Source organism: Sinorhizobium mexicanum, assembly GCF_013488225.1.
Lineage (GTDB): Bacteria > Pseudomonadota > Alphaproteobacteria > Rhizobiales > Rhizobiaceae > Sinorhizobium > Sinorhizobium mexicanum.
Map to the genome: position 1 here is coordinate 2,248,706 of NZ_CP041238.1, position 25,853 is coordinate 2,274,558.

Below are 25,853 nucleotides of genomic sequence, written 5' to 3' on the forward strand. Positions count from 1 at the left end.
TGCCGATAATTCAGGCGGCGTAAGTCGGGCCGTACCGAACCTCACCGTATTCGCCCACGCCGCTGGTGCCGGTCTTGAAGCGTTCGATCTTTTCGTTGAGTGCTTCGACCTGCCGGCGCAGGCCATGGATTTCCGCAGTGTTTTCCTCGACCATTGCAGCGTTCTGCTGCGTGATCAGTTCGACCTCGTGAACGGCGGAATTGACCTCGTTGAGGCCGGTATATTGGTCAGCAGCAGAAGCTTCGATGTTGCTGACGAGCTGGTGAATGGTGGCGATATGGTCGTTAATGACCGTCAGCGCTTCGCCGGTCTCCTGCACCAGTGCCACACCGCTGCGCACCTGGGCGGAACTTGCCGAAATCAGCCCCTTGATCTCGCGGGCGGCTCCCGCACAACGCTGCGCCAACTCGCGCACCTCCTGGGCGACGACCGCGAAGCCTCGGCCCGCCTCGCCGGCGCGGGCCGCCTCGACGCCTGCGTTCAGTGCCAGGAGATTGGTCTGGAAGGCGATCTCGTCGATCACGCCGATGATCGTGCTGATCTTTTCGGACGAGCGATTGATTTCAGCCATGGCATCGATCGCCTTGGCGACCACCTGGCCGGAATGCTGCGCATAGTTATTCGTCTCATCGACCGACACCGTCGTGCGTCGGGCGCTCTCGGCGGTAGAGCCCACGAGTTCGGTGAGTTGACGCAGTGCACGAGAACTCTCTTCAAGTGCTGCTGCCTGCTGCTCGGTGCGGCGGGCAAGATCGTCGGCCGAAGCCGAGAGATTGCCTGTCCCGCCGGAAATCTCTTCCGCGACGAGACGCACATCGGTCAGCGTCGCACGCAGCGCCTCGACGGCATTGTTGTAGGTGCGGGCCATGACGACGTAGTCCGCCGGCAGGTCTTCCGCCATGCCTTCCTCGAGATTGCCGGCAGCAAGCTGGGCAAGAACATCGGAAAGAGCGTTGAGCGCCTGCATCTGCTCGGCTTCGATGCGCGCGCGTTCCTGAGAGCGTCGCGCCTCCTCTTCGGCAGACAATGTACGCGCTGCCTCGGCCTCGCGTTCCAGCCGCACGTTTTCGAGCGCATTATCGCGGAAGACGGCGACCGAGCGCACCATGTCGCCGATTTCGTCACCGCGGTTGCGGCCTTCGATCGCCACTTCGAGATCACCATTGGCGAGCCTCGTCATGGTTTCGGTCACGCGTTTCAGCGGGCCGCGCAGCGTCTCGACAAGCATCAGACCGCCGATGATCGAAAGCAGCGTTCCGGCGACCATAGCGATGATCGAGACCGTCGCCGATCGTTGGCTGTCCTGCTTTCCGGCTTCCTGCGCATTGCTGACGAAGCTTTCGAGCGTGCTGCTCGCGTCGGCTACGAGCGTTGCAGCCTCGCTCTTGGCGGCCTGCCAGCGACCGCCAACGTCGATCAACGCGGCCGTGCCCTTGTCGATGTTGTCGAGTGAGGGGCCGAGCTTCGCCGGCAGATCGCGGAGCGCTGCGTTCTTGCCGCCGAGATCGGAAAGCTTGCCCGCAGTCTCACGGACGGCGTTTATATCCGCAATCACGAGGTCGCGGCTCGCCGCATCGAGCGAGCGATGTAACTCGCTGATATGGAATCGGGTATTATCGAGGCCCTTGAAAGTATCGCCCATCAAGGCGATCAGCGTCTTCAGCGTCGAGATTTCCTCATCCATGCCGACGAAGCGCTTGGCTGCGGTGTCGGAATTCTTGACCGCCTCCTTGGCAAAATCGGCTTCGTATTTCGAGAGCTTGCTGAGGATTGGCACCAGAGCGTTCTTCTTCGCCTCGTTGTCGTCGGCGCCTGCAAGGATCGCCTGTATCTTCAGCGCCTGTTCCTTGAGTTCACCGATCGGCTTCTGGACCTTTTCGGACGCAATCTTCTCGGCCTCCCCGATCTGTTTCAGCAGATGCGGCAGCAGCTTGTTGGCCTGGTCGATCTTGGCGTCGGGATTGACCGCCATGGTTACCGGCAGGCGGAATTTCTTGATGCGCTCGGCAACCCCCTGGTAGGCGGCCGCATCGAAGAGCAGCGCCTTGGCGAAGGCTTCCTTTTCGCCGGATTCGCTTCGGATGATATCGATCTGCTTGTAGGCGCCGTTGCCCGTCTCGGTCATGTCCGCGAGCGCCGCTTCCAGCGACGTCGTTACCGAGTCCTGCTCGACCTTTACCGCCCAGAGCTTGTCGGTCTGATTGCGCATCTGGCCGCCGAGTGCGACGACCGAGGCGATCTGTGCCTTGTCCGCGTCACGCGCCAACAGCGCTTCGAGGGTTCTGACACCCTCTTCCTGCTCGCCGACCTCTTTCGCAAGGAGATCGCGCGTTTCCTCGCTCGGGTTATCGGCGAACGCCTGCAAGGCACTGCGCAAAGCCTGGAAATCCGAGAGATTGTTGATGGTCTCGCGGGTGACGGTCATATGCCCATTGAGCGTACGAGCGGTGAAAAAGCCGACGAGACCGATCCCGGTGATCAGGACCACGAGCGGAACCACGAAAAGGAGGACTTTTGTGACGATACGCAGGCGCTGTAGAAGGCGATCGATCAAAGACATTGCGGACCCCAGGTTCTTATTATGAGGAACATGCCCGCACGGTGGCTTCTCTTGGTGATGAAATGCCGGCGGAAGCACCTCCCAGGCTCCGGCGGACACTTCGCGGATCGACGGTGCGAAAGAAGATCTGAAGCCCGTCATCCACCGATCGCTTCATGCGATTGCACTGCGGAATCATCGGGACGATAGGCAGCGAAACTTAAGATTCCGCGAATAATCCTCGATACCACGATTGCCCCTTGAATTTCGCGTCAGTGCGGCTGGCTCTTCAAATTGCACAAACGGTGCTTGAGTTTGCATGAAATGGCAGTCATTGCTTCGACAAGGGGCGTACCTCCAAGCGACGGATTCGCTCCTCCCGCCAAACATGGCATTTGGCTTCGGCCGAGGGCCATCAGGAAAGACGAATGCATTCATCTGCCAATGTCCGCGGCATCGTTTTCATGTGCCTTGCCATGGTCAGCTTCGCCTGCAACGATGCGCTCGTAAAATCCGTGACGGGCGTCATGAACACCGGCCAGATCATGTTCGTGCGCGGTCTGCTCACCACGCTGATGGTGCTGGGGTTTGCTGTTCACTTTCGCGCATTCCGCCCGGTCCGAACGATCCTGCGACCGGCGATCCTCCTGCGGATCGTCATGGAGGCGCTGGCGTCGATCACCTATATTTCCGCGCTCGGGCAGATACAGCTCGCAAACGCCTCGGCGATCATGCAGGCGCTGCCGCTGGCCGTCACCCTCGGCGCGGCGCTTTTCCTGCGCGAACCGGTCGGATGGCGGCGCTGGACGGCGATCGCCATCGGCTTCCTCGGCGTGCTGATCGTGCTGAGACCTGGGCCGGAAGGCTTCACACCAGCAGCCTTGACCGTCGTCGCATGCGTTTTCTGCACCTCGACGCGGGATCTTTGCACCCGCCGCATCGGCAGCGACGTGCCCTCGCTCTTCATCACCGTCACCACCGCCATAGTAACGACGCTGGTCGGCCTTTTGCTGATCGTGCCTTTCGGCGGCTGGCAGCCGATGTCGAGCACCTCGCTGACCCATATTGCCGGTGCCAGCATCCTGTTGATGCTCGGCTACCAGACGATCGTGCTGGCGATGCGCGATGGCGACATCTCTGTCATCGCGCCGTTCCGCTACACGAGCCTGCTCTGGTCGATCGGAATCGGCATTTTCTTCTTTGCGGAGACACCGGATCGCTGGATGCTGGCGGGGGTCGCGATCATCGTCGGCTCCGGCCTCTATACCTTCTATCGCGAGAGCCTGCGCGGGCGGAAGGCCGTCGCCCAACGCTCCCTTGCAGGCCCCCTCGAATAGGGAACGCGTCGATGGTCACGAATGCGCCAGACACAACGCAACGCCCGCCTGCCGTCATTCTCGCCGGCGGACGATCCTCGCGCATGGGACGCCCGAAGGCGGGCCTCGTGCTCGGTGGCCGGACCATCCTCGACCATATCGTCGAACGGCTCGCCCCGCAGGTGGGAAACATTGCGCTCAACCTCAATGCCGATCCCGGTATCGGGCTGCCGCCTGGTCTTGCGGTGCTGGCCGACGCGGTGCCCGGTTACTTCGGCCCCCTCGCCGGTGTCCTCACAGCCATGCGCCACGCTACAGAGGTTGCGCCGCATGCGACCCATGTCCTGACCGTGCCGACCGACACGCCATTTTTTCCCGATGATCTCGTTGTGCGGCTATCTTCGGTGCCCGATCCGGAGGGGACGATTGCCGTCGCTTGGTCCGGCGGCGAGATGCACCCGCTTTTCGCGCTCTGGCCGGTTGCGATCACCGATGATCTCGAAGGCTGGATCCGTACCGACACCAAGTTGCGCGTGCGCGCTTTCATTGCGCGCCACCCATCGGCAGCGGTAGACTTCCCCATGATCGCGACGAAGGCAGGTCCGCTCGACCCCTTCTTCAATATCAACACGCCGGATGAGCTTCGAGAGGCTGAAGCATGGCTGCAACGCCTCAAGGATCGCAAAGCATGACCCAACCCAGGATATTCGGTATTGCCGGCTGGAAGAACTCGGGCAAGACCGGCCTCATGGTCCGTCTCGTCAATGAGATGACGCGGCGCGGCTACGTCGTGTCGACGATCAAGCACGCCCACCACGACTTCGACATCGACAAGGTCGGCGCCGACAGCTACCGGCACCGGGAGGCCGGCGCGCACGAGGTAACGATCGTCTCCTCGACGCGGTTCGCAATCATGCACGAACTGCGCGGCGGGCCGGAACCGTCCTTCGAGGAGATCCTGGCGCGGCTCGCTCCCTGCGATCTGGTGCTGATCGAAGGTTACAAGCGCGAACCGATCCCGAAGATCGAAGCGCGGCGGATGGAGTCGGCCAACCGCGAGCCTCTAGCGCCGAGCGACCCGCACATCGTTGCCGTTGCTGCGGATCACCCGGTGACCGACGCGGGCCTTGCGGTCTTTGATCTCGACGACACCGCTGCAATCGCGGACTTCGTCGAAAAGGTTACGGGACTGCGGGACTGAGCCTCCCGCCTACCGATCGATTGCTACTGCATGTCGCCTTTAATCGTAGCCGATTAAAGGACAAAGACATGCAGCAATTCAAAGTGCTACAGCGTTCTTTGCGCGTCTGAAAAGACGCGCGGCGCTGTAGGTCTGCGCTTCGACGGACGAAAAAAGCGGGGCCGGTCGCCGGCCCCGCTTTTTATCAAACAATGGGGCGCAGCAGAGAACCCGCCGCGCCCGCGATCATCAGCGCTGGGCGACCGGCCGCACGAGCGGTGTCACGCGGCGAATGGTCACGCGCCGGTTCTCCTCCTCCGCATCCGGCGTGCGTACCTTGAGGAAGCGTTCGCCATAGCCTTGGGTCACGAGGTTTTCGGCCGGGATGCCATAGGCTTCGCTGAGGAGCACCGCGACCGACTCCGCCCGCTGGTCGGAAAGAACCAGGTTGTCGCGGTCGGAGCCGACGGCGTCCGTGTGGCCCTCGATGAAGAAGGTTTCGCCCGGATCCTTTTCTAGAACCTTGGACATCGCGTCCGCGACGCCGCGCAGCGTCTTGGCCTGCGTCATCGACACCTCGGCGCTGCCCGTCTCGAAGTGGATCGTGTCGAGGTCGATGCGGCGAACCTTGTCACGCAGCCGGGCGGAGTTGCGCACCTCATCGATGGTGTAGACGCGCTCGACCTGCTCGACCGGAGGCTCGGAAAGGAACTCGTAATAGTCCCGATCCGGATCGTCGGCCACGTCGACGATATAGTCTTCCACCGGTATCGTCAGGCGCATCGGCGGCAGGTCGTAACCGACGTCGACGATCGCCGGACGGTTATCATCTTCGTCATACTCGGGCGCGTAGACCATCAGATATTCGTTACCGTCGCCGTCAATACGCGAACGCTGCACGATATCGCCATAGCGGTTGTAGATCGTGACGATACGATAACCGCCAGGGCGAACGATCGTCTCGCGAACGCGGTCACGCGGCAACTGGTCGTAGAAGGTTTCCTCCGAATCGCGTCGCAACCGCGGCCGGTCGTCGCCCCGGACGAAAATGCGATCGCCGACACCGAGGATCACGCGGTCCTCCACTTCCTCCACCACCTGCACTTCGGTGACTTCGTTCGTGTTGTTGTTGACCGTCGTGTTATTGACCGTGGTGTTATTGATCACGGTGTTGTTGACGATGTTCGTCGTCTGAGGCACTGCGAAGGCTGGCGCTTCTTCGATGCGCTGTCCCTCTTCCTTCAGGTTGGCCTCGATCCTCTTCGGAAATTGTTGCCGGGCCTCGGTCGATATTTCCGCCTGGGAGGAGGCATCGTCGGTTGGAGGTGCTACGCTTTCTGCCTTGGCACGCAATTCCTCGCGCTGCTTGCGCCGCGCCTCGCGTGCACGGTTGCCGCCGACATTGTCGGCGTCCTTGTCGCTGTCGAGAATGGCTGCACCGTTTTCCACCGGAAGCACGACAGTGTCGTCTGTTGCTGCCGGGTCCTTGGCGATCTTGACCTTCTCTTCCTCCGTGCGCTTATCGACGACCTCAGGAGCGGGCCGGGCCCGTGGCTGTTCGCCTGTACCCTGCTCTGCCGTTGCCGGTGCTTCTGCGCCGGGAACAGGCTGCCTGCCCTCACCGGCCTGGTCGGCTGGCTGTTCGGTCTGACGCTGCTCTTCAGCCTGCTGCTGGCGCTTCTTGCGCGGAACCTGCTGCTCCTCGGCTTGCTTCGGAGTGCCCTCTTCGGTGGCGGGCTGCTGTTCTTCAGCCTGCTGACGCTTCTTGCGCGGGGTCTGCTGCTCCTCTGCGCGCTGCGGAGTGCCCTCCTCGGTGGCGGGCTGCTGTTCCTCAGCCTGTTGCTGGCGCTTCTTCCGCGCCGGGGCCTGCTGCTCCTCGGCTTGCTTCGGGGCGCCCTCCTCAGCGGCGGGCTGTTGTTCCTCAGCCTGCTGCTGGCGCTTCTTGCGCTTCGGAGCCGGCTGTTCCTCTGCCTGCCGCGGAGCGGCCTCTTCAGCGGCTGGCTGCTGCTCTTCAACCTGCTGCTGGCGCTTCTTGCGCCTCGGGGCCTGCTGTTCTTCGGCCTGCTGCGGAGCAGCCTCCTCTGCAGCAGGTTGCTGTTCCTCAGCTTGCTGCTGGCGCTTCTTGCGCCTCGGGGCTTGCGGCTCCTCAGCCTGCTGCGGAGCGGCCTCTTCAGCGGCGGGCTGCTGCTCTTCAACCTGCTGCTGGCGCTTCTTGCGCCTCGGGGCCTGCTCCTCTCCGGCGGCGGGCTGCTGTTCTTCAGCCTGTCCCTGTTCGGCTTGCTTTCTGCGCTTCTTGAGAAGCAGCAAATCCTCGGGCGACGGCTGGTCCGCGCCTTCCTGAGCAACTTCGAACGGCGCCATCAGGCTCTCGGCAAGCGCAGGCTGCACGGCAAAGGTCGCCGCGAATACGGGCAAGGCCACCGTTGCGAAAAGTCTGGATCGAATCGACATTGTCTTCCTTCCTCTTATTGGGAGGTTCGGCTCGCTGCGCGTCCTGGTCCGATTGAACGGTCACGCCTGCAAGCCTGCTCCCACAGGGCCATGATCCGCGGTTTCCGACTTTTTTGTGGTCAGTCGCGTTTGTAATCGCAACGCTGCAGCCGCGGATCGGTTCCGCTTCAAGGGCTATCGGACGCGACATTAACCTCGCGTGAACAGGCCGTTCATCTTTCTCTCGCGCCATGGAGGAGGACGAAAGACGCGTGATTCCCCTTTGGCGGTGGGCGATGACGCTTTCCAGTTGATTTTTACAGGAGAAGTACGAATATCCCGCCAACCGTGGCGGACGCCTCGGCCCTATTTGGCACCCGCGAACAAGAAAAAAACGGGTGTCAGCCAACAGAGAGGATAATCATGCGTATTTCCAGACGGCTGGCAGCCGCCGCATCGGCTGCCCTTTTCGCGCTCATGGCAAGCACGGCCATGGCAGATGGCGAAAAGATCGTCTTCGGTACGGAAGGCGCCTACCCGCCTTTCAACAATCTCGAGGCCGATGGCACGCTGACGGGCTTCGATATCGACATCGCGAAGGCGCTTTGCGAAGAGATGAAGGCTGAGTGCACCTTTGTGACGCAGGAGTGGGACGGCGCCATTCCGGCGCTGATCGCGAAGAAGTTCGACGCGTTCATCGCTTCGATGTCGATCACCGAGGAGCGCAAGCAGAAGGTCGACTTCACCAACAAGTACTACAACACGCCGCCCGCGATCGTCGTTCCGAAAGACTCGCCGATCACCGAAGCTACCGAAGCCGCGCTTGCAGGCAAGACGCTCGGCGCGCAGGGTTCCACCACCCACTCCAACTATGCCGAAGCGCACATGAAGGAGTCGGAACTGAAGCTCTACCCGACCGCGGATGAGTACAAGCTCGACATCGCCAATGGCCGTATCGATGCGGTCATCGACGACGTCGTTGTGCTTTCGGAATGGCTGAAGACCGAAGATGGCGCTTGCTGTAAGCTGCTCGGCACGCTGCCGATCGACCCGGTCATCAACGGCGAAGGCGCCGGCATCGCCGTTCGCAAGGGCGACGACGCGTTGCGCGAGAAGCTCAACAAGGCGATCGACGGCATCCGCGCGAGTGGCAAGTACAAGGAAATCAACGAAAAGTACTTCCCGTTCGACGTCTATGGCAGCTAATCGACGGTTTTCGTGCCGATCATGCCGGGGAAATCTCGGTTGATGAAAAAAATGCAACGGCGGACGGCTTGCCCTTCCGCCGTTTTTGTTTGACAAGAACCCTCGAAAATAAGCGCAATTGGCGCATAAAAGAACGCTGCTAGGGGAATTTATTGGCATGAGCGGACTGTTCGCCGCCCTTTTCTCCGTTTTCGCCTGGATCGGGTCGATGATCGATCCGCTCTGCGGTCCGGCCGGAGTGTTTCGTTGGTTCGGCACAGGCACGCTCCTGGCGTGTGGCGATGCCGGATGGGGCGACGAGATCGCCTACGGGTTCCTCGTGACGGCGAGCCTCGCGATCGCCACCCTGCCAGTCGGGCTCGCGGCCGGCTTCTTCATCGCGCTCGCCAAGCAGTCGAACGAAAGGTCCCTCCGCCTTGCGGCCAATATCTACACGACGATCTTTCGCGGCCTACCCGAGCTCCTGACACTCTTCATCGTCTACTACGGCCTCCAGATCCTGGTGCAGCAGTTCCTTGCCGGTGTCGGCTACGAAGGCCCGGTAGAGATCAACGCCTTCGTTGCAGGCATGATTGCACTCGGCGTCGTCTTCTCCGCCTATTGCTCGGAAGTGCTGCTTTCGGCCTTCAAGGCGATCCCGCACGGACAGTATGAAGCCGGCGATGCGCTCGGCTTTCATCGCGGCAAAACGATGCGCTTGATCATCCTGCCGCAGCTCGTGCGCATCGCGCTTCCCGGTCTCGGCAACCTCTGGATGGCACTCCTCAAGGACACTGCCCTCGTCTCGGTGGTCGGCCTGCCGGACATTCTCCGCCAGACCGGAGTCGCCGCCCGCGTCACAAAGCACGCGTTCGAGTTCTTCGGCGTCGCCTGCATTCTCTTCCTGATCCTGGCGATGATTTCGTCCGTCGTCTTCTCGGCGCTTGAGCGCTGGACCAAACGCGCGGAGATGACCCGATGAGCATTGCCGAAACCATGATCCCGCCTCAGGCACCGCCACCGGCTCCGCCGAGGCCATACACGCTGTCGCGCTTCATCGGCAGCGTCACGCTCGGCGTCTGGCTCGCGCTCGCCGTCGGCATCTTCCTCACTGTCGTCAACGGCTGGGACCCCGAGAAGTTCTCGAAATACGGGCCGAGCTTCGTGTCAGGCCTCGGCGTCACGCTGATGCTCGTGATCTCTTCGATCCTCATGGGCGCCGTCCTGTCGCTGCCCGTGGCGATGGGACGGATGTCGAAGAACAAGATCTGGTCCTGGCTCTCCTATGCCTATGTCTATTTCTTCCGCGGTACGCCGCTGATCACCCAGCTCTTTCTCGTCTACTACGGCCTCGGCAGCTTCCGTCCGCAGCTCGAAGCGATGGGACTCTGGTGGTTCTTCCGCGACGCCTGGAACTGCGCGCTTTTTACGTTCACGCTGAACACCGCCGCCTACCAGGCAGAAATCCTGCGCGGCGCCATCCAGAGCGTGCCGCGCGGGCAGCACGAAGGAGCCGCCGCACTCGGGCTGTCGCAGCGCGTCGCCTTTTTCAAGGTCATCCTGCCCCAGGCGATGATCGTCGCGCTCCGCCCTTATGGCAACGAGATCATCCTGATGATCAAGGGCTCGGCGATTGTGGCGATCGTAACCGTCTTCGACCTGATGGGCGAGACGCGCCGCGCCTTCTCCCGCACCTTCGACTACCAGATGTATGTCTGGGCCGCGGTTCTCTACCTGCTGATGGTCGAATTGCTGCGCAACGTCTGGGCCCTGCTGGAGGCGCGGCTGACACGGCATCTGAAGCGATAGCTGCGAGACCTCGGGCAATAGAAAGCTTGGCAGCAGTGATCGACGAGTGCTGCCAAGCCTTTGTTATCCTGCAGGAAATCCAGATCCCGCACAAATATTAGGACTTGATTAATAGATCAAGCGTTTCATCATAGAGACCACCTTTGCGAGAAGTGAGGTCCTGATGACGAGTGAGATGGAACTGCAACTCAAGGGTTACGGCCTGACAACGGCCCAAATTCTCTACCGGATGCCCGATCACCCGACCTTCCTCCAGACCTATATCTGGCAGCACTACGACATCGCGCCGGACTTTCCGGAGATGCGCCACTTCCTGAAGTTCTGGCAGGAGAAGTTGGACGGACCGCTGCATTCGGTACGTTATGTTCATCGCAAGCTGATATCGGCCAGCGAATGGCGGTCGCTCAAGGGAGAGTTCATTCTCCACTGAGCGGTCGAAGCCGCACAGAATTCCAACTGAACATCCATTTTCGCGAACGGATGCAGTTGCGGCAACCGCTCTTGCTCTCAAGCGCAAGTTTCCCACTGTGGTGAATGCTGCACCTTCAGACGTGCACCTCACCGTGAGCGAGTTCGCCTTCGTGCCGTTCCTTGTGCAGCGACGCATAAAGAACAAGGACGTAAAAGAGCGCAACTCCAATCATCACCACCCAACCCGGTAGCGGCCCAAGCGCGGCATTTTCAGTGACGTCAGCCCAGGAACGGACGTGGCCGAAAGGTTCGCCATTGGTGGAAATCTTCGGTGACGAGATCTTCAGCGCCCAGGCCAAAAGCAGGATCAGATACATCCAGCAATAGTTGCGCTGAAGCCTTCTACAAACAGCTTCGCGATAGCTCATCAGAAAGGCCGGCTTGCGCAGGCTCATAGCGATCGACACGGACCATTTGACGCTTGGCGTCCCTTCCGGCGAAAGGATCTGAGCGAAATAGCCGCGCTCGAGTTGGCGCACGCGCGCGCGGTAGACATCGAAGAAGCGATAACGCCTCGCCTCGATCAGCAGCAGCAGTGTGATCAAGAGCATCGCGAACAGCAGAACCCCGTGATGCGAGGACGGCGTTGAGAGCGACACGGAAAGCATCGCCGCGACAACGGTGATCGCCCAGTTCGACGTGCGGTCGATGCGGTCCCGCCATCCCGCCATTCGGCCCATTTCGCCGCGATAATAGTGAACGATCGTGTTGATCGTCTCCTGCGTCGTCTGCGGCAGCGGCAGCGCCTGCCCCTGCCGCTCGGGCAAATCCTTATCCAATGTCAGCGGGCTGAGTTCAGCGGACATCGGCATTCCCTCCCGGCTTTCGTTGTTGATCGGATGATGACTCCTTTCCGGCGCCGGATAAATCCCGCCGCGCTTGCGCATCGTCATTTTTTTACCGAACGCTAAATGTTCGTTTTTTGTTTCTCAAAGGCCGCCCGGCGGATCGATCGCCACCTTGCGCACGGCGGATTGCCAAAGGCTGCAGACGGTCGTAAGAAGCGCCCATGACCCAGCAGAGCAAGAAGATCGACGAGGAAGCACTGGCGGAGGCGTACAACCGCGCACTTTCCCTCGAGAAATCCGGCAACCTCGACGCAGCCGCAACGGCTTACGCCGAAGTCCTGGCGCTCGACCCGGAGGATCACGGCGGCGCCGCCGTTCGCCTCGCCTCGATCGGACGCGGAGAAACGCCGTTGAAGGCGCCCGACGCCTACGTGGCGACGCTCTTCGACCAGCATGCCGATGTCTTCGAGAACGTCCTCGTCGACCAGCTCAATTATTGCGTGCCGCTGCTGGTCCGCCAGCGCCTGCAGGCACTGGGACTAGGCCCCTTTCAGCGCGCACTCGATCTCGGCTGCGGCACAGGTCTCACCGGCGGCGCTCTGCGCGACATGGCGGAGGACATCACCGGCATCGACCTCTCCGAAAACATGGTCGAGATCGCCCATGAAAAGGATCTCTACGAAACGCTTTATGTCGCCGAGGCGGTCGATTTCCTGGACGACAACGACGAATCCCCGTTCGACCTCATCGTCGCGACTGATGTGCTGCCCTATATGGGCGCCCTCGAAGCGCTCTTCTTCGGCGCCGTCGACAATCTCGTACCGGGAGGTCTGCTGATCTTCTCCAGCGAAACCCTTCCGGCGGAAACTTTTGCCGGCCGCGACTACATGGTTGGTCCGCATCAGCGTTTTGCCCATTCGGAAGCCTACCTGCGCGATCGCCTGACCGCGACCGGTTTCGAAATCATCGAGATGGGCGACATCACCGTGCGCATGGAAGAAGGCGAGCCGATCGCCGGACAGTTGGTGGTCGCGCGCTTCAAGCCCTGAGGCAAGCGATCGCGAGCGCGCCGATGTGCCGGGGAATGCGCGCGGCCTCTTTTCCCCACGCCAACCATCGGTTACACCTGCCCCAAGGCAAATGGGAGTATGCAGGAAATGGCCAAAGTCGCATTCATCGGTCTCGGCATCATGGGTTATCCCATGGCTGGTCACCTCAAGGTTCGAGGCGGACACGAACTGACGGTCTATAACCGTACCGCAGAGAAGGCACAAAAATGGGCTGCCGAGTTCGGTGGTCGGTCGGCTGCGACGCCAGCGGAGGCAGCGGACGGCCAGGATTTCGTCTTCGCCTGCGTCGGCAACGACGATGACCTTCGCTCCGTGACCACCGGCGAGAATGGCGCCTTCGAAACTCTGAAGGCGGGCGCTGTATTCATCGATAATACCACGGCCTCGGCCGAGGTCGCCCGCGAGCTCTACGCCGCGGTCAGGGCAAAGGGCGCTCATTTTATCGACGCACCGGTTTCGGGTGGACAGGCTGGCGCTGAAAACGGCGTGCTGACCGTGATGTGCGGCGGCGACGAAGACGCGTTCGACAGAGCCAAGCCGGTGATCGATGCCTATGCGCGCATGGTCGGCCTGATGGGCCCGGTCGGCGCAGGGCAGCTTACCAAGATGATCAACCAGATCTGCATTGCCGGCCTCGTACAGGGGCTCGCCGAAGGCATCCACTTCGGCAAGAAGGCCGGCCTCGACATCGAGAAAGTGATCGATGTCATATCCAAGGGTGCCGCCGGGTCCTGGCAGATGGAGAACCGCCACAAAACGATGAATGCCGGCAAATACGATTTCGGCTTCGCTGTCGACTGGATGCGTAAGGATCTCGATATCGTGCTGGCAGAAGCGCGCCGCAACGGCGCCAAGCTCCCGGTCACCGCACTGGTCGATCAATTCTACGCCGACATCCAGGCGCGCGGCGGCAACCGCTGGGATACTTCGTCCTTGCTCGCCCGCCTAGAAAAATGACGCTTTCGCCCGCGTCCACGGCCAGCGAGATCATCGAGCATCTGAGGACACTCGGGTCGGAAGAAAACGTGGCCGGGATGGCGCGGTTCGGTATCGTCACGCAAACCGCGCTCGGCCTCTCCAATGTCGAGCTGCGGCGCATAGCCCGGCACGTGAGAGTCGATCACTCCCGGGTCATGGAGCTTTGGCAATCGGACATCCGCGAAGCGCGTCTGCTCGCCGCCTTCACAGCCTCCCCGAGCGCGCTGACATTGGAGGAGGCGCGCGAATGGGCGGGTGACTGCAATTCCTGGGAGCTTGCCGATACGGTCGCCGACCTGTTTGTCGCCGCTCGTTTCGAGCGGACGCTTATTCCGGAATTCGCCGCCGACGAACGGGAGTTCGTCCGCCGCATCGCCTTCGCGATGATCGCGACCGCGGCCGTCCACCTGAAGAAGGAGCCGGATTCGCTGCTCCTTTCCTGGCTGCCGCTGATCGAGGCACATGCCGGCGACGAACGCAATTTCGTGAAGAAGGCGGTCAATTGGGCGCTGCGCCAGATCGGTAAACGCAGTTCTGCCTGCCACGGACCAGCCGTCATGCTGGCAGAAAAGCTCACCGCGAGCGACAGAGGCGCAGCACGGTGGATCGGGAAGGATGCGCTGCGCGAACTTCAAAGCGATCGCGTGCGTAGCCGGCTCGGCGCTCAGGCCTGACGCGGCGGTTTATTCTTCGCTCGCCTTTTGGTCGATCACCATGTAGTCGAGCGGCAGTTCAGTCGTGTACTTGATCTGCTCCATGGCGAAGGCCGAGGACACGTCTCGGATCTCGATCTTGGCTATCAGCCGCTTGTAGAACGCGTCATAGGCGCCGATGTCGGGCACGACGACGCGAAGCAGGTAATCCACGTCGCCGCTCATGCGGTAGAATTCCACCACTTCCGGAAAGTCGGCAACCACTTCGGAGAAACGGCGCAGCCACTCCATCGAATGCGAATTGGTACGGATCGAAACGAACACCGTCACCTTGGTGTTGATCTTCACCGGATCGAGCAGAGCGACGCGGCGGCGGATGACGCCATCCTCTTCCATTTTCTGGATACGCCGCCAGCAAGGCGTGGTCGAAAGACCGACCTTCTTGGCGAGGTCGGCAACGGCCAGAGTCGAGTCTTCCTGCAGAAGGCGCAGGATCTTGCGGTCTAGGCGATCCATGAAATGTCCTCTCGAATATTTTTCCCTTCATAACGTGGATTTTGTGAAAATAAAGAAAATTGTTTCAAGAAATCAACTGAGCGACACGTGCACGCAGGAACGGCAGCAGGTCCGTTTCAAACCAGGGATTTCGCCGCAGCCAGCCGGTATTGCGCCAGCTTGGGTGGGGAATCGGCAGGACAGCCGGGCCGGCATTGCGCATCACGTAGCGTTGCCAGTTTTGCACAGTCTCGGTCATGGAGCCCGGACAGTCCGGACCGAGATGCCAGCGCTGCGCATAGTGGCCGATCGCGAGCACGAGCTCGATCTGTGGCATGGCGTCCATCACCCGTTGCCGCCAGAGCGGTGCGCACTCCCGCCGCGGCGGGAGGTCGCTGCCGTGTTGGTCGTAGCCCGGGAAGCAGAATCCCATGGGGACGATCGCGAATTTTTTCGGATCGTAGAATGTCGGCCGGTCGACGGCGAGCCATTGGCGCAGCCGATCGCCCGAAGCATCGTTGAAGGGTAGTCCGCTCTCATGCACCCGCAGTCCGGGCGCCTGGCCTGCGATCAATATCCGCGCTGAATCCGAAATGACCGCCACGGGCCGCGGCTCGTGCGGCAACCGATGGTCCTCGCCGCGCGCCGGACTGTCGCGACAGGTGCGGCATGCGGCAATGGCTGCGCGCAATACCTCCAGATGATGCGCGCTACTATCCGCCATTGACGAGCCTCCTGAAAATCACTCGGACCTGCTCCTCCAACCATTGAAGAATAAGTCCCGACCAATTGTCCGCTTCATGTGGCGTTTCTTCGGCGCCACCATTCGACCGGCGCCACTCTTGCGGCTGAACGAAATCACCGCTCCAGACGCCGACGCCGCCCTCGCGCGCCGCTTCTTCCTCGTTCTGGTAGCGGCCATAACTGACAGCATAGCCAGAGAGAACCATCTCGCGGCCAAGATCGCGCTGACCCGCCTCGCATACGCCGAGGTCGCGGCCATAGCGGTCGTGGCCATGCAGGCGGCATGCCGTCGTGAAGCCACTGGTAAGCGTCTTCAGGTGCTGACGTGCGTCGCCGCCGCAATCCCATATCGCTTCGCCCCGCCGGCAGGTCTGACCGATCTCGGGCGCGTCGATGCCTTCGAGCCGTATGCGTCGCCCGTCGAGCCTCAGGCTGTCGCCATCGCTTGCGGTGGCTGCACCCTGCAGCTCGCCGGTCACAGCCCGTTCTGGCGGCGGTAAGTTGGCGGCGACATAAGCGCCGATGCTGAGCAGAATGAGGAACATCCAGCCGCCCATCATTCCGGAGTCGCGCCCGGGCTCGACGGCCGTTGAACGGCTAAATCCGAACCGTCGCCTTGGTGCAGGCGGCCTTGCTCCCGCCCCGCTGATGATTCGGAACCTCCGCTTTCCCGACCTCACGCACGCACCCCATGACTCGACACTGCCAGCCTCACTCTGCCTGTCAAAAAAACGCAATCGCGCCACAATGGTTTTCGAATCCTTGCCGGGCAGCAACTTCTTAAGGATTGCATCCTAGACTGCAAGCTCGACACAATCCCTTGATCAAGAGCATGAGTATCGTCGCCAGTACATCGACAGATAAGATCATCGTCGACAAGTCGCGCAGCCATCGGAACAAGGCCGTTTCGAAGACTGTGCGGGCGACGCGTGAGCGGCTGCAGACGGGCTCGTCCGCGCCGACCGGCTTCGAGCGGGAAATGCTTCTCCTGCATATCCATTCCGTCTTGCACGGGGCGATTGCCCTGCCCCTCCTCGTCGCACTGATCGCTGCCACCGGAGTCTACCTTTCCGGCGAGCCGGACATCCTCGCCTGGGCATTGGCGACGCTCTCCGCTCATGCCGTGATCGTATTCCTCGCCCGCAAGGCGAAGCGGGAGGACGTCGGCGCCGAGAAGGTCGCCGTCTGGCGGCGCCGCTTTCTCGTGGGCCAGTTGTTGATGGGACTTTGCTGGGGGGTTTTCGCCACCCAGGACTGCGCCTCCTGCGGTGGTATCCGCTTTGGCTTCTTCGAAGGGACTGTCCTGCTGGTTGCGCTCGCTGCAACGGCCATGGGCACCTTCCTGTTGCGAAACGCCCTGCTCTATACATTTCTGCCGGTTGTTGCCGCGCTTGCCTTCTCGTCGGCGACAACAGGCGATCCTTTCCACATCGGCCTCACCGGGATCCTCTCGCTTTCGCTCGCCTTCCTCGTGTTCATGACCGGCCGCATGAACCGCGCCAACGTTCACATCCTTTCCGTCCAATCGGAAAAGGACGACCTCATCGCCGAGCTCGAAGTGGCAAAATCCATGTCCGACGAGGCCCGCCGGCGCGCCGAGGAAGCCAACCTCGCAAAATCCCGGTTCCTCGCCTCGATGTCGCACGAGCTGCGCACGCCGCTGAACGCGATACTCGGCTTCTCCGAGGTCATGTCGACCGAAGTGCTCGGGCCGCTCAGCAACCCGACCTATAAGGAATATACGTCGGACATCCACCGTTCCGGCGAGCATCTGCTCAACCTCATCAACGAGATCCTCGATCTCTCGCGTATCGAGGCGGGCAAATACGATCTCAACGAGGAGGCGGTGAACCTTATAGAGATCGCCGAGGATTGCATCGGCATGGTGCAGCTGCGCGCCCGTGCGAAGAACATCACGATCGCTGACCAGTTCGAACAGGGCATGCCCGCCGTGTGGGTCGACGAGAAGGCGATACGCCAGGTTACGCTGAACCTGCTTTCGAATGCGGTCAAGTTCACGCCCTCGGGCGGCGAGGTCACCGTCAAGGTGGGCTGGACCGCTGGCGGCGGACAATATCTGTCGATCAAGGACAATGGCCCGGGTATTCCCGAGGAGGAGATCCCGATCGTGCTTTCCGCCTTCGGTCAGGGCTCGATCGCGATCAAGAGCGCCGAACAGGGCACCGGCCTCGGCCTGCCGATCGTCCAGGCGATCCTTGCCAAGCATAATGGCCAGTTCATCCTGCGTTCGAAGCTTCGCGAAGGCACGGAAGCGATCGCGATCCTGCCGCCTCGCCGTGTGCTCGAGAGCGTTCCCCCCGTCGAGGATGTCCGGGCGCTGGAACCGCGCCGCAAGAGCTTCGCCTGATCGGGAAGACATCTCTGCGCGCAGGTCAGTTCATGAACCTCTGCGCGCAGGTCAGTTCATGAACCCGGCCAGAAACACCACGTAAAAGGCATAGGCCGCATTGGCGAGGATGAGGCAGAGGCAGGCGAAGGATCCGAGATCCTTGGCGTTCTTGCCCATTTCCGAGATTTCCGGCGAGACGCGATCGACGATCTCCTCGATCGCGGTGTTGATCGCCTCGAAAGCCATCATCAGCAGGAACAGGATGGCCATCGCGACGTATTGGAACAGCGTTGCGCCGGCGATGAAAAACGCCACCATGGCGACTGCAAAGGCAATGAGCTCGTGCCTGAACGCCGCCTCCCCGATCAGCCGCCTTGCCCCTCCCAGCGAATAGCTGGCGGCGGCAAAGAGGTGCCGGATGCCGGTATGCTTGTCGACAGCTGCGGAGCGGCCGTTGCGCGGGGTGGTGTTGTTGGCGTCCATTTTATCTCGACAGGCTCAAAACTGCTGAAGCTACCATATCGCGATTGAGGCGAATAAAAGGCCGCCCGGATTTTAGACCTGCAACCATCGCTCGTCGCGAGCCTTTCGATAGGAGAGCCGGCCGCTCCTATCTAGCCCGCCGCGACGGAGCCTTCGTGCCCCGACAGCCTATCGACAGCAACCGTGGCACGTGGTCGAACTGCGCGCAAGGCTGCCGCACGGAACCGTCAAGCGGACCTGAACGCGGCAGGCTCGGTGTCTAAACGCGCGCGATTACTCTTTGTTGCTGACGCCGGCCTGCGCGAAGGTCGCCATGCCGCTGTGGCAGGCGGCCGCCGCCTTGACGATTCCCGCGGCGAGTGCGGCACCCGTGCCTTCGCCAAGCCGCATGCCAAGCGCCAGAAGCGGCGTCTTGCCGAGCTTCTCTATCGCGCGCATATGTCCCGGCTCCCCGGAAACATGCCCGATCAGGCAGTGGTCGAGCGCCGACGGGTTGGCGGCCTTGAGGATTGCCGCCGCCGCCGTCGCGACGTAACCGTCGACGATCACCGGGACCTTCTGCATGCGCGCGGCGAGGATGGCGCCGGCCATCGCAGCAATTTCGCGGCCACCGAGGCGGCGCATCAGTTCGAGCGGATCGGAGAGGTGGTCGCGATGGAGCGCCACGGCCTTCTCGACCGCGGCGATCTTGCGCTTCAGCACCTCGCCTTCCGAGCCTGTTCCCGGTCCGACCCACTCTTCCGCCGTGCCACCGTAGAGGCCGAGGTTGATCGCGGCCGCGATCGTCGTGTTGCCGATCCCCATCTCGCCGATGCAGAGAAGATCCGTTCCGCCTGCGATCGCCTCCATGCCGAAGGCCATGGTCGCGGCGCAATCGCGCTCGGAAAGGGCAGCCTCCTCGGTGATGTCGCCGGTCGGATAGTCGAGCGCAAGGTCGAACACCTTCAGGCCGAGATCCTGGCTGACGCAGATCTGGTTGATCGCTGCACCGCCGGCCGCGAAATTCTCCACCATCTGTGCCGTTACGGACGGCGGAAAGGGTGTCACGCCCTGGCGTGTTACGCCATGGTTGCCGGCAAAGATTGCCACCAGCGGCCGAGTGACCGCAGGCGGGCGACCGGTCCAAGCAGCAAGCCAGAATGCGATTTCCTCGAGACGGCCGAGCGCACCGGGCGGCTTCGTCAATTGCCCATCCCGTTCACGCGCCGCCACGAGCGCCGCCGAATCCGGACCTGGCAGGTTGCGCAACAATTCGCGGAAATCATCGAACGGAAGGCCGCTGGCACTCATGGAGAATCCTTGCAAGTAAAAAGCGTCGGTTGGCGCACGTCATAGAGCGTGGGGCCGCTCCCGGCAACGGCATTTGCGCCAAATGCTGTCGCCGGAGCATGATCGGAAGGAGCACGGCGATTCGGGCGGGAGAGGGAATGGCATCTATCGGCGATCTTTGGGACGACGTGGCGCGTGCGGTCGCCTTCCTCAGCCGCATTCCCGTGCCGCAACGCCATTTCGTGGACCATGACGGGCGCCTCGATCGGGCCGTGCGCGCCTTTCCCCTTGCCGGCGTACTGATCGCCCTGCCCGCAGCGGCGCTCGCGGGATTCCTGGTTGCACTTCAGGTGAGTTCGCTCTTCACCGCTTTCCTTGTCATTGCCGTGCAAGCCCTCGTCACCGGAGCCCTGCACGAGGACGGCCTCGGCGACACCGCCGACGGCTTCGGCGGCGGACGTGATCGTGAGAGTGCGCTCGCGATCATGAAGGACAGCCGCGTTGGCACCTATGGCGCCTTGGCTCTCATCCTGTCCGTCGGCCTGCGCGTCTCCGCGCTTGCATCCTTCCTGCCACTCTTCGCGCCGATCGGCGCAGGGCTCACGCTCCTCGGCGTGGCGGCGCTCACCCGTGCTGCCATGGTCTGGCACTGGTCTCGTCTGCCTCCCGCGCGCCCTGGCGGTGTGGCCGCATCGGCGGGTACGCCCGATCCGCAAGCAACCTCCATCGCGCTCGGCTCCGCCGTTCTTTTCGCGCTGCTCCTGTTCTATGCGGCGGGCGTTCCTGCCGTCGCGGTGCTGCTCGCGCTTGCCGGCTTCGCGCTGACCGTAAAGGCCTTTGGAAAGATCGCATCGCGCAAGCTCGGAGGCCATACCGGCGATACGATCGGTGCGACGCAGCAACTGACGGAAATCGCCATTCTCGGCGCCCTTGCGCTGACGGTCTGAAAGGCCAATATTGTTTCGAAATCCGAAGTGAAACGGGATACTGGCCGCGAACCACTTCCGGCGAAAAACGGAGTAAGCCCCGACCGTGGAATCCCCCTGTATTCTCGTTTGTTCGATCGACGAAAGAACCGGCTACTGTTTCGGCTGCGGCCGCACGCGTGAAGAGATAGGTGCCTGGACGCTTTACACCGATGCGGAGCGGCACAGCATTATGGTGGCCCTGCCCGCGCGGCTCGACACGGTGGAGCGCAAGCCGCGACGGGAAACTCGCCGGTCGCGCATGGCGCGGGAACGAAACGGCGCATGAATCGTCTGATCTTTTTGCTGGCAATCCTCGGGGTCGGCCTCGCGCTTCTGATCTTCAATCACGAGAGCGGCGAAACCTTCGGCATCAACAACGACGATTTCGGGAGGCTTGTCGCGCTCGGCGCCATGGCCGCACTCCTGAGCGCCGCCATTCTCCGCAGCCGCGGTCGCTTGGGCGAGGGCCTGCGCCAGATCTTCGTCTGGTTCCTGATCGCCCTCGCCCTGGTCGCCGTCTATGTCTACCGCTTCGAACTGCAATCCGTCGGCGACCGGCTACTGGCGGCCCTGATGCCGGGACGCGCTATGGTGATCACCGACAGCGAGGGCCAGCAGGAGGTGGTGCTGCACCGCCGGCTTGACGGACATTTCGCCGCGGACGCGATCATCAACGGCCATAGCGTCAGCATGCTGGTCGATACCGGCGCAAGCAGCGTCGCGCTCACCTTCGAAGATGCCGAGAGGATCGGCCTCGATCCGGCGAACCTCAGCTACACCGTAACCGTGATAACGGCGAATGGTCGTGCGCTTGCCGCCCCGGTCACCCTGTCTGACATTGCCATCGGTCCGATCGAGCGCCGGAACATCCGGGCAATGGTCGCGGCGGAAGGAAAGCTCGACCGAAGCCTGCTCGGTATGAGCTTCATTTCGACCCTCGACTTTCTCCAGATGCGCACGGACCAGCTCCGGCTGCGCGACTAACGCTGTGGCTGCGCAATTCCGGACGGAAAACCGCTTCACACTTTTCCTGGAATTGCTTTAGTTTCGAAGCCTGTAGCCGGTGTGGAAAATCCAGGTCAGCACCGACATGCAGACAGTCAGGAAGGCGAGGATGATGACGGCGCTCACGGCCGGATTGACGTCGGAAATCTCGAAGAAACTCCAGCGGAAGCCGCTGATCAGATAGAGTACCGGGTTGAAATGACTGACCGTCCGCCAGAACGGCGGCAGCATGTCGATCGAATAGAAGCTGCCACCAAGGAAGACGAGCGGCGGCACGACCAGCATCGGGATCAGGTTCAACTGTTCGAAATCCTTGGCCCAGATGCCGATGATGAAGCCGAACAGGCTGAAGGTTATGGCCGTCAGCACGAAGAAAAACAGCATTACGAAGGGATGGGCGATCGAAAGATCGACGAAAAGCGAGGCCGTCACGAGGATGATCGTGCCGATCATCAGCCCCTTGGTCGCGGCCGCGCCGACATAACCGAGCACGATCTCGACCATCGATATCGGCGAGGACAACACCTCGTAAACCGTCCCGGTGAACTTCGGGAAATAAATGCCGAAGGAACCATTGGCGACGCATTGGGTCAGAAGCGTCAGCATCATCAGGCCGGGCGTGATGAAGGCGCCGTACGAAACACCGTTGATCTCCTGGATGCGTGCTCCGATCGCCGCGCCGAAGACGATGAAGTAGAGCGACGTGGATATTACGGGCGACACGACGCTCTGCAGAAGCGTACGGCGGGTCCGCGCCATCTCGAAGAAATAGATCGACTTCACCGCCTCGATATTCATCGTCCCGCCTCCACGATCTCGACGAAAATGTCCTCCAGCGAACTCTGTCGCGTGGAAATGTCCTTGAGCCTGATTCCTGCTTCCGCGAGCGCGGCAAGCAGCGCTGTGATACCGGTCCGCCCGGCGCTCGTGTCATAGTCATAGATCAGACAGTGACCGTCGGCCTCGAGCGCCAGATTGTAGGAGGACAAGCCTTCGGGCACGCGTTCCAGCGGCTGGGCGAGATCGACGCGCAGCTGCTTGCGGCCGAGTTTCGTCATCAACGCTGCCTTCTCCTCCACCAGCAGGATCTCCCCGCCGTTGATTACAGCGATCCGGTCGGCGATTTCCTCGGCCTCCTCGATGTAGTGCGTGGTCAGGATGATCGTCACGCCCGAAGCGCGAAGCTCCCTCACCACGTCCCACATGCTCTTGCGCAGATTGACGTCCACGCCGGCCGTCGGCTCGTCCAGGAAGAGCACGCGCGGCTCGTGCGACAGCGCCTTGGCGATCAGCACGCGCCGCTTCATGCCGCCGGAAAGCTCGCGCAGCATGTTGTCCTTCTTGTCCCAGAGCGACAGGTCCTTCAGCACTTTCTCGATATGCGCAGGATCCGGCTTCTTGCCATGCAGCCCGCGCGAGAAGGAGACGGTATTCCAAACCGTCTCGAAGGCGTCGGTTGTGAGTTCCTGCGGCACCAGGCCGATCATCGCCCGGGTCTGGCGGAAATCGCGCACGACGTCATGCCCACCGACGGTGACCTCGCCTCCGCTTGCATTGACGATGCCGCATATGATCGAGATCATCGTCGTCTTGCCGGCCCCATTCGGCCCGAGCAAAGCGAGGATCTCGCCTTGCTCGATATCGAGGCTGACGCCTTTCAGCGCCTTGAACCCCGACGCATAGGTCTTCGAGAGATTGGAAACGGAAACAATGGGCGCCATGCAAACGGGTCCGGGAACGGTGCGGGATTAGGCAGGATGCCGCTCTATATGGGCCAACTCGGGTGGAATTGCAGCCCATGCCGGTCAAAATTCCCGGCGACACACCGTAAACAAGTCGCGTTCGCGAGCATAGGCACTTCTGAACAGGAGCGCCCTTTGCTGAAGCCTGGCCGACGTTTACGTAGCCCGCCCCGCATCGCGCGGTGATTTCTGCAGCCAGGCGCGTGCGACGCCTGGACGATCGTGCACTGCCATTCCGGCGAACATTGCGGCAACGAACAGAAGGGTCGCAGGGAGACCAAGGGAAAGCGAGGCGAGTGCGGGACCGGGGCAAAGCCCCACCATGCCCCAGCCAATGCCGAAAATCGCCGACCCCGTAATCAGGCGGCGGTCAATGACGCGCGCCGTCGGCGCGTGAAAGCGCTCGTCGAACAGCGGTCTCCGCATCCGGCGGGCAACCACAACGCCGATGGCCGCGACCGCAACGGCGCCGCCGAGCACGAAGGCAAGGCTCGGGTTCCAGTCCCGCGCAACGTCGAGAAAACCGCGTACACGCGCAGGATCAAGCATGCCGGAGAGCGAGAGGCCGAAGCCGAAGATCACGCCCGAGACGAGCGTCGCGACGACGCGAAGATAGTTGCCGTTCGTCATGCGAAAAATCCCATCACGTAGACCGTCAGGATCGCCGCAGACATGAAGGTCGCCACTGCCATGATCGAGCGCTTTGAAAGCCGGGCCAATCCAACCACACCGTGGCCGCTCGTGCACCCGGAACCCAGGCGCGAACCGAAGCCGACCAGGAAGCCGCCGATTACCAAGATCGGCCAGGAAGCTGTCAGCGTCACCTCCGGCCATTGCCCGGACAAGAGGCGGAACAGAACCGGCCCGAAGGCCAAACCGACGACGAAGGCGCCTCCGGCTACCGGCTGCACGCCCTGCAAAAGCCGGCCGGCGATCCCGCTAATGCCTGCCACCCGGCCCGTGGCGAGCATCAGCACGGCTGCGGACAGGCCGATCAGCATGCCGCCCGCAAGCGCATTCCAATAGTCGGTCATCGCTTCTCTCCATCGCGGCAGAAGATCTCGTAGAGCGCCATCACCAGCCGCGAGGCTTTCTCCTCGGCGAGACGATAGAAAATCTGCTTCGCATCTCGCCGCGTTGCGACGATGCCCGCCTCGCGCAGCACCGTCAGTTGCTGTGACAAGGTCGGCTGATGGATGCCGAGCATCTCCTCCAACTGGCCGACCGAATGCTCTCCCTCGACAAGGGCGCAAACGATCATCAGTCGATTCTGGTTGGCAAGCGTCTTGAGCAGCGTCGCCGCCTCGCCCGCCCGCACGCCCATGTCCGGGCGCACGTTACGAAATTTCATCACGGTTCCCATTGCCTTCTCCCGTCAGTTCCACGCCGCGCCCAGCAGCGCATTGAGCGGAAACTTCAGATAGCGCGCGCCGTTCGATTCCGGCTCCGGCAGCCGGCCGCCGCAAATATTCACCTGCAACGCGTGCAGGATCAGCTTCGGCATCGGCAGCGTCTTGTCGCGCGCCTCGCGCAGTCGAACGAAGTCGTCCTCCGTCAGCCCGACCAAATGCGTATTGCAGCGCTTTTCTTCACCAACCGTACTTTCCCAACGCGCTTCGCGGCCGTTCGGCCGGTAGTCATGCCCGGTGAAAACGCGGGTTTCGTCTGGCAAGGCAAGGATCGACTTGATCGAGCGCCATAACTGGCGCGCGTCACCACCCGGAAAGTCCGTCCGGGCGGTGCCGCTATCCGGCATGAACATCGTGTCGTGCACGAAGGCCGCGTCACCGACAACATAGGTCACGGACGCCAGCGTATGTCCCGGTGAATGGATGACGGAAGCCTCGATGGAGCCGATGGAAAAGCGTTCGCCGTCGACGAAGAGATGATCCCACTGCGAACCATCCGTCGCCAGTTCCGGCCAGTTGTAGATCTTCTTCCAGAGGCACTGGACCTGCCGGACCTCTGCGCCAATCGCCGTCGGCGCGCCGGTCTTTCCTTTCAGATAGGCGGCTGCGGAAAAATGGTCCGCGTGCGGATGGGTGTCCAGGATCCATTCGACGATCAGGTCGTTATCGCGGACATACTCGAGGATCAGGTCTGCCTGCTCGGTCGCTGTCGCTCCTGATTTTTCATCGAAATCGAGCACGGGATCGATGATCGCGCAACGCCTCGTCGCCGGATCCGAAACCACATATTGGATGCTTCCCGTTCGGCATTCGTAGAAGCCTTTGACGTCCGGTTTTGCAGTTTGATTCATAGGCATGGTTGCCCCCATAAAGTCATACAATATACAATTAAGTATATTATATATTGTTAGTGCGAACAAGGGAAATGCCACGTGGCTGCGGCGCCGGGATTCGGGTTCGAAGCATTGA

Annotated in this window: 28 protein-coding genes; 14 read left to right on the forward strand and 14 right to left on the reverse strand. The window is 61.8% G+C overall.

The genetic code is table 11. From position 1 onward, the window contains the following. Window positions 1–10 precede the first annotated feature (10 nt). Window positions 11–2,560, reverse strand: a complete 2,550-nt coding sequence (locus FKV68_RS10575; protein ID WP_180937807.1) for a methyl-accepting chemotaxis protein — start codon at window positions 2,558–2,560, stop codon at window positions 11–13. 407 nt (window positions 2,561–2,967) lie between these two features. Here FKV68_RS10575 and FKV68_RS10580 point away from each other — a divergent pair, with 407 nt between their 5' ends. Genes FKV68_RS10580 through mobB form a run of 3 tightly spaced genes read left to right on the forward strand, consistent with a single transcriptional unit; the run spans window position 2,968 to window position 5,056 of the window. Beyond that, a complete protein-coding gene (locus FKV68_RS10580) occupies window positions 2,968–3,876 on the forward strand; it encodes a DMT family transporter (protein WP_180937808.1) in 909 nt (302 codons plus the stop codon). 11 nt (window positions 3,877–3,887) lie between these two features. Continuing rightward, complete coding sequence (gene mobA, locus FKV68_RS10585) at window positions 3,888–4,547, forward strand: molybdenum cofactor guanylyltransferase MobA (RefSeq protein ID WP_180937809.1); 660 nt, start codon at window positions 3,888–3,890, stop codon at window positions 4,545–4,547. Then, window positions 4,544–5,056, forward strand: coding sequence for a molybdopterin-guanine dinucleotide biosynthesis protein B (mobB, locus tag FKV68_RS10590; protein WP_180937810.1), 513 nt, complete (start codon window positions 4,544–4,546; stop codon window positions 5,054–5,056). Before mobA ends, mobB begins: the two co-directional genes overlap by 4 nt. 228 nt (window positions 5,057–5,284) lie before the next feature. On the opposite strand, the gene FKV68_RS10595 is transcribed toward mobB, so the two are convergent. Next, a complete protein-coding gene (locus FKV68_RS10595) occupies window positions 5,285–7,486 on the reverse strand; it encodes an OmpA family protein (protein ID WP_180937811.1) in 2,202 nt (733 codons plus the stop codon). Window positions 7,487–7,888: 402 nt separating this feature from the next. Here FKV68_RS10595 and FKV68_RS10600 point away from each other — a divergent pair, with 402 nt between their 5' ends. The 4 genes from FKV68_RS10600 to FKV68_RS10615 all read left to right on the forward strand — a co-directional run bounded on the left by FKV68_RS10600 (window position 7,889) and on the right by FKV68_RS10615 (window position 10,889). Further along, window positions 7,889–8,671, forward strand: a complete 783-nt coding sequence (locus FKV68_RS10600) for an ABC transporter substrate-binding protein (RefSeq protein WP_180937812.1) — start codon at window positions 7,889–7,891, stop codon at window positions 8,669–8,671. A 157-nt stretch (window positions 8,672–8,828) separates the two neighbouring features. Next, window positions 8,829–9,632: an ABC transporter permease gene (locus FKV68_RS10605; RefSeq protein WP_180937813.1), complete on the forward strand. Its 804-nt coding sequence runs from the start codon at window positions 8,829–8,831 to the stop codon at window positions 9,630–9,632. After that, window positions 9,629–10,459 (forward strand): ABC transporter permease, encoded by an 831-nt coding sequence (locus tag FKV68_RS10610; protein ID WP_180937814.1) that lies wholly within the window; start codon window positions 9,629–9,631, stop codon window positions 10,457–10,459. The genes FKV68_RS10605 and FKV68_RS10610 overlap by 4 nt, the downstream gene beginning before the upstream one ends. Before the next feature lie 163 nt (window positions 10,460–10,622). Then, complete coding sequence (locus FKV68_RS10615) at window positions 10,623–10,889, forward strand: usg protein (RefSeq protein WP_180937815.1); 267 nt, start codon at window positions 10,623–10,625, stop codon at window positions 10,887–10,889. A 115-nt stretch (window positions 10,890–11,004) separates the two neighbouring features. Here FKV68_RS10615 and FKV68_RS10620 read toward each other — a convergent pair whose 3' ends face one another. Then, window positions 11,005–11,736 carry a DUF2270 domain-containing protein gene (locus FKV68_RS10620; RefSeq protein ID WP_180937816.1) on the reverse strand — a complete coding sequence of 244 codons (732 nt, stop codon included), beginning with the start codon at window positions 11,734–11,736 and terminating at the stop codon, window positions 11,005–11,007. A 203-nt stretch (window positions 11,737–11,939) separates the two neighbouring features. Here FKV68_RS10620 and FKV68_RS10625 point away from each other — a divergent pair, with 203 nt between their 5' ends. From FKV68_RS10625 to FKV68_RS10635, 3 genes are all read left to right on the forward strand, one after another. Next, on the forward strand, window positions 11,940–12,767 hold the full coding sequence (locus FKV68_RS10625; protein ID WP_180937817.1) for a class I SAM-dependent DNA methyltransferase: 828 nt from the start codon (window positions 11,940–11,942) through the stop codon (window positions 12,765–12,767). A gap of 108 nt (window positions 12,768–12,875) precedes the next feature. Beyond that, window positions 12,876–13,745: an NAD(P)-dependent oxidoreductase gene (locus FKV68_RS10630; protein WP_180937818.1), complete on the forward strand. Its 870-nt coding sequence runs from the start codon at window positions 12,876–12,878 to the stop codon at window positions 13,743–13,745. Continuing rightward, window positions 13,742–14,440, forward strand: a complete 699-nt coding sequence (locus FKV68_RS10635) for a DNA alkylation repair protein (protein WP_180937819.1) — start codon at window positions 13,742–13,744, stop codon at window positions 14,438–14,440. The genes FKV68_RS10630 and FKV68_RS10635 overlap by 4 nt, the downstream gene beginning before the upstream one ends. A 9-nt stretch (window positions 14,441–14,449) precedes the next feature. Here the strand turns inward: FKV68_RS10635 and FKV68_RS10640 are convergent, their stop codons facing one another. The 3 genes from FKV68_RS10640 to FKV68_RS10650 form a co-directional block, all read right to left on the reverse strand. Continuing rightward, window positions 14,450–14,935, reverse strand: coding sequence for an Lrp/AsnC family transcriptional regulator (locus FKV68_RS10640; protein WP_180937820.1), 486 nt, complete (start codon window positions 14,933–14,935; stop codon window positions 14,450–14,452). A gap of 64 nt (window positions 14,936–14,999) precedes the next feature. Further along, a complete protein-coding gene (locus FKV68_RS10645) occupies window positions 15,000–15,638 on the reverse strand; it encodes a uracil-DNA glycosylase family protein (protein WP_180937821.1) in 639 nt (212 codons plus the stop codon). Then, window positions 15,628–16,338, reverse strand: a complete 711-nt coding sequence (locus FKV68_RS10650) for a thermonuclease family protein (RefSeq protein ID WP_180937822.1) — start codon at window positions 16,336–16,338, stop codon at window positions 15,628–15,630. Before FKV68_RS10650 ends, FKV68_RS10645 begins: the two co-directional genes overlap by 11 nt. Window positions 16,339–16,490: 152 nt before the next feature. Between FKV68_RS10650 and FKV68_RS10655 the strand changes: the two genes are divergently transcribed. Continuing rightward, window positions 16,491–18,026: a sensor histidine kinase gene (locus FKV68_RS10655; RefSeq protein WP_180937823.1), complete on the forward strand. Its 1,536-nt coding sequence runs from the start codon at window positions 16,491–16,493 to the stop codon at window positions 18,024–18,026. 51 nt (window positions 18,027–18,077) lie between these two features. Here the strand turns inward: FKV68_RS10655 and FKV68_RS10660 are convergent, their stop codons facing one another. Together FKV68_RS10660 and cobT are read right to left on the reverse strand one after the other, a co-directional pair. Beyond that, the gene (locus FKV68_RS10660; protein ID WP_180937824.1) at window positions 18,078–18,491 is read right to left on the reverse strand and encodes a diacylglycerol kinase; all 414 of its coding nucleotides are present in this window, start codon (window positions 18,489–18,491) and stop codon (window positions 18,078–18,080) included. Between the two features lie 273 nt (window positions 18,492–18,764). Next, window positions 18,765–19,781: a nicotinate-nucleotide--dimethylbenzimidazole phosphoribosyltransferase gene (cobT, locus tag FKV68_RS10665; RefSeq protein WP_180937825.1), complete on the reverse strand. Its 1,017-nt coding sequence runs from the start codon at window positions 19,779–19,781 to the stop codon at window positions 18,765–18,767. 137 nt (window positions 19,782–19,918) lie between these two features. Between cobT and FKV68_RS10670 the strand changes: the two genes are divergently transcribed. The 3 genes from FKV68_RS10670 to FKV68_RS10680 all read left to right on the forward strand — a co-directional run bounded on the left by FKV68_RS10670 (window position 19,919) and on the right by FKV68_RS10680 (window position 21,712). Then, window positions 19,919–20,707 (forward strand): adenosylcobinamide-GDP ribazoletransferase, encoded by a 789-nt coding sequence (locus tag FKV68_RS10670; protein WP_180937826.1) that lies wholly within the window; start codon window positions 19,919–19,921, stop codon window positions 20,705–20,707. Between the two features lie 85 nt (window positions 20,708–20,792). Then, window positions 20,793–21,014, forward strand: coding sequence for a DUF1289 domain-containing protein (locus FKV68_RS10675; RefSeq protein ID WP_136505644.1), 222 nt, complete (start codon window positions 20,793–20,795; stop codon window positions 21,012–21,014). Next, complete coding sequence (locus FKV68_RS10680; protein WP_180937827.1) at window positions 21,011–21,712, forward strand: TIGR02281 family clan AA aspartic protease; 702 nt, start codon at window positions 21,011–21,013, stop codon at window positions 21,710–21,712. The genes FKV68_RS10675 and FKV68_RS10680 overlap by 4 nt, the downstream gene beginning before the upstream one ends. 57 nt (window positions 21,713–21,769) lie before the next feature. Here FKV68_RS10680 and FKV68_RS10685 read toward each other — a convergent pair whose 3' ends face one another. The 6 genes from FKV68_RS10685 to FKV68_RS10710 all read right to left on the reverse strand — a co-directional run bounded on the left by FKV68_RS10685 (window position 21,770) and on the right by FKV68_RS10710 (window position 25,741). Then, window positions 21,770–22,531 carry an ABC transporter permease gene (locus FKV68_RS10685; protein WP_180937828.1) on the reverse strand — a complete coding sequence of 254 codons (762 nt, stop codon included), beginning with the start codon at window positions 22,529–22,531 and terminating at the stop codon, window positions 21,770–21,772. After that, window positions 22,528–23,454 (reverse strand): ABC transporter ATP-binding protein, encoded by a 927-nt coding sequence (locus FKV68_RS10690; protein WP_180937829.1) that lies wholly within the window; start codon window positions 23,452–23,454, stop codon window positions 22,528–22,530. The genes FKV68_RS10685 and FKV68_RS10690 overlap by 4 nt, the downstream gene beginning before the upstream one ends. A gap of 177 nt (window positions 23,455–23,631) precedes the next feature. Further along, window positions 23,632–24,105 (reverse strand): YeeE/YedE family protein, encoded by a 474-nt coding sequence (locus FKV68_RS10695; protein WP_180937830.1) that lies wholly within the window; start codon window positions 24,103–24,105, stop codon window positions 23,632–23,634. Further along, entirely contained in the window at window positions 24,102–24,509 is a 408-nt protein-coding gene (locus FKV68_RS10700) for a YeeE/YedE family protein (protein ID WP_180937831.1), read from the reverse strand. Before FKV68_RS10700 ends, FKV68_RS10695 begins: the two co-directional genes overlap by 4 nt. Continuing rightward, window positions 24,506–24,838, reverse strand: coding sequence for a sulfite-sensing transcriptional repressor BigR (gene bigR / locus FKV68_RS10705; RefSeq protein ID WP_180937832.1), 333 nt, complete (start codon window positions 24,836–24,838; stop codon window positions 24,506–24,508). Before bigR ends, FKV68_RS10700 begins: the two co-directional genes overlap by 4 nt. A 12-nt stretch (window positions 24,839–24,850) precedes the next feature. After that, window positions 24,851–25,741, reverse strand: a complete 891-nt coding sequence (locus tag FKV68_RS10710) for an MBL fold metallo-hydrolase (RefSeq protein ID WP_180937833.1) — start codon at window positions 25,739–25,741, stop codon at window positions 24,851–24,853. Between the last annotated feature and the right edge of the window lie 112 nt (window positions 25,742–25,853).

Bases quoted from the DNA above. Each gene is read 5' to 3' on its own strand.
- mobB (WP_180937810.1), top strand. From the start codon at position 4,544: ATGACCCAACCCAGGATATTCGGTATTGCCGGCTGGAAGAACTCGGGC.
- FKV68_RS10600 (WP_180937812.1), top strand. From the start codon at position 7,889: ATGCGTATTTCCAGACGGCTGGCAGCCGCCGCATCGGCTGCCCTTTTC.
- FKV68_RS10630 (WP_180937818.1), top strand. From the start codon at position 12,876: ATGGCCAAAGTCGCATTCATCGGTCTCGGCATCATGGGTTATCCCATG.
- FKV68_RS10680 (WP_180937827.1), top strand. From the start codon at position 21,011: ATGAATCGTCTGATCTTTTTGCTGGCAATCCTCGGGGTCGGCCTCGCG.
- FKV68_RS10695 (WP_180937830.1), bottom strand. From the start codon at position 24,105: ATGACGAACGGCAACTATCTTCGCGTCGTCGCGACGCTCGTCTCGGGC.
- FKV68_RS10700 (WP_180937831.1), bottom strand. From the start codon at position 24,509: ATGACCGACTATTGGAATGCGCTTGCGGGCGGCATGCTGATCGGCCTG.
- FKV68_RS10595 (WP_180937811.1), bottom strand. From the start codon at position 7,486: ATGTCGATTCGATCCAGACTTTTCGCAACGGTGGCCTTGCCCGTATTC.
- cobT (WP_180937825.1), bottom strand. From the start codon at position 19,781: ATGAGTGCCAGCGGCCTTCCGTTCGATGATTTCCGCGAATTGTTGCGC.
- FKV68_RS10620 (WP_180937816.1), bottom strand. From the start codon at position 11,736: ATGTCCGCTGAACTCAGCCCGCTGACATTGGATAAGGATTTGCCCGAG.
- FKV68_RS10635 (WP_180937819.1), top strand. From the start codon at position 13,742: ATGACGCTTTCGCCCGCGTCCACGGCCAGCGAGATCATCGAGCATCTG.
- FKV68_RS10605 (WP_180937813.1), top strand. From the start codon at position 8,829: ATGAGCGGACTGTTCGCCGCCCTTTTCTCCGTTTTCGCCTGGATCGGG.
- FKV68_RS10685 (WP_180937828.1), bottom strand. From the start codon at position 22,531: ATGAATATCGAGGCGGTGAAGTCGATCTATTTCTTCGAGATGGCGCGG.
- mobA (WP_180937809.1), top strand. From the start codon at position 3,888: ATGGTCACGAATGCGCCAGACACAACGCAACGCCCGCCTGCCGTCATT.
- FKV68_RS10640 (WP_180937820.1), bottom strand. From the start codon at position 14,935: ATGGATCGCCTAGACCGCAAGATCCTGCGCCTTCTGCAGGAAGACTCG.
- FKV68_RS10580 (WP_180937808.1), top strand. From the start codon at position 2,968: ATGCATTCATCTGCCAATGTCCGCGGCATCGTTTTCATGTGCCTTGCC.
- FKV68_RS10575 (WP_180937807.1), bottom strand. From the start codon at position 2,560: ATGTCTTTGATCGATCGCCTTCTACAGCGCCTGCGTATCGTCACAAAA.
- FKV68_RS10625 (WP_180937817.1), top strand. From the start codon at position 11,940: ATGACCCAGCAGAGCAAGAAGATCGACGAGGAAGCACTGGCGGAGGCG.
- bigR (WP_180937832.1), bottom strand. From the start codon at position 24,838: ATGGGAACCGTGATGAAATTTCGTAACGTGCGCCCGGACATGGGCGTG.
- FKV68_RS10660 (WP_180937824.1), bottom strand. From the start codon at position 18,491: ATGGACGCCAACAACACCACCCCGCGCAACGGCCGCTCCGCAGCTGTC.
- FKV68_RS10655 (WP_180937823.1), top strand. From the start codon at position 16,491: ATGAGTATCGTCGCCAGTACATCGACAGATAAGATCATCGTCGACAAG.
- FKV68_RS10615 (WP_180937815.1), top strand. From the start codon at position 10,623: ATGACGAGTGAGATGGAACTGCAACTCAAGGGTTACGGCCTGACAACG.
- FKV68_RS10690 (WP_180937829.1), bottom strand. From the start codon at position 23,454: ATGGCGCCCATTGTTTCCGTTTCCAATCTCTCGAAGACCTATGCGTCG.
- FKV68_RS10645 (WP_180937821.1), bottom strand. From the start codon at position 15,638: ATGGCGGATAGTAGCGCGCATCATCTGGAGGTATTGCGCGCAGCCATT.
- FKV68_RS10710 (WP_180937833.1), bottom strand. From the start codon at position 25,741: ATGCCTATGAATCAAACTGCAAAACCGGACGTCAAAGGCTTCTACGAA.
- FKV68_RS10670 (WP_180937826.1), top strand. From the start codon at position 19,919: ATGGCATCTATCGGCGATCTTTGGGACGACGTGGCGCGTGCGGTCGCC.
- FKV68_RS10610 (WP_180937814.1), top strand. From the start codon at position 9,629: ATGAGCATTGCCGAAACCATGATCCCGCCTCAGGCACCGCCACCGGCT.